At 47.3% G+C, this 1,037-nt stretch carries 1 protein-coding gene; it reads left to right on the top strand.

All coding sequences use genetic code 11. The annotated features are described in order from the left end of the window. Positions 1-1,037: efflux RND transporter permease subunit (locus AB5935_RS28075; RefSeq protein WP_368328112.1), on the top strand; the 1,037-nt coding region annotated here is incomplete at both ends.

Here is a 1,037-nt window from a genome sequence, read left to right as displayed (position 1 = left end):
GTAGTAGATGGCTCTATCGTTATATTGGAAGGTATCCTCGCCCACATTTACGGAAAACAATTCCGAGGCCGCACACTGACCCGCAAAGAGATGGACAAAGAAGTGGAAAAAGGAGCTTCCGGCGTTGCACGTTCGGCCACTTTTGCAGTGTTGATTATCCTTATCGTCTTCTTCCCCATCCTTACATTGAACGGGATTGAAGGGAAATACTTCACCCCCATGGCCAAAACACTTGTGTTCTGCATTATCGGAGCCTTAATTCTTTCACTGACTTATGTTCCTATGATGGCCTCCCTCTTTCTGAAGCATACCATTGTTGTGAAACCCACCCTTGCCGACCGCTTCTTCGAGAAACTGAACAAGATCTACCAGCACACCCTGCGCGCCTGTCTTCGTTACAAATGGCGTACCGTCATCATAGCCTTCTCCGCGCTGATCGGTTCACTTTTTCTCTTTACCCGCCTGGGAGCAGAGTTCATTCCCACTTTGGACGAAGGTGATTTTGCCATGCAAATGACACTACCCGCAGGAAGTTCGCTGACCGAAAGTATCGAAGTATCCCGCTTAGCAGAGAAAGCATTAATGGATAAATTCCCTGAAATCAAACATGTTGTAGCCAAAATAGGAACGGCGGAAGTTCCCACTGACCCGATGGCGGTGGAAGACGCCGATGTGATGATTATCATGAAACCATTCAAAGAATGGACAAGTGCCGGAAGCCGTGCAGAAATGGTGGATAAAATGAAAGATGCACTTGCTCCGCTCTCCGAACGTGCCGAATTCAACTTCTCGCAACCGATACAGCTTCGCTTCAACGAGCTGATGACGGGAGCGAAAGCAGATATTGCCATCAAATTATATGGAGAAGACACGCACGAATTATATGAAAGAGCCAAAGAAGCAGCTACTTTTGTAGAAAAAGTGCCGGGAGCAGCAGATGTCATCGTTGAGCAGACGATGGGATTACCTCAATTGGTAGTGAAATACAACCGTGGCAAAATAGCCCGTTACGGCATCAACATACAAGAGCTTAACAC

Origin of the sequence: Phocaeicola sp. RTP21198st1_B8_RTP21198_201120 (assembly GCF_040929485.1) — a bacterium.
Lineage (GTDB): Bacteria > Bacteroidota > Bacteroidia > Bacteroidales > Bacteroidaceae > Phocaeicola > Phocaeicola dorei.
The sequence above is the reverse complement of the archived record's forward strand: the minus strand, read 5'-3'. Positions and strand labels throughout refer to the sequence as shown.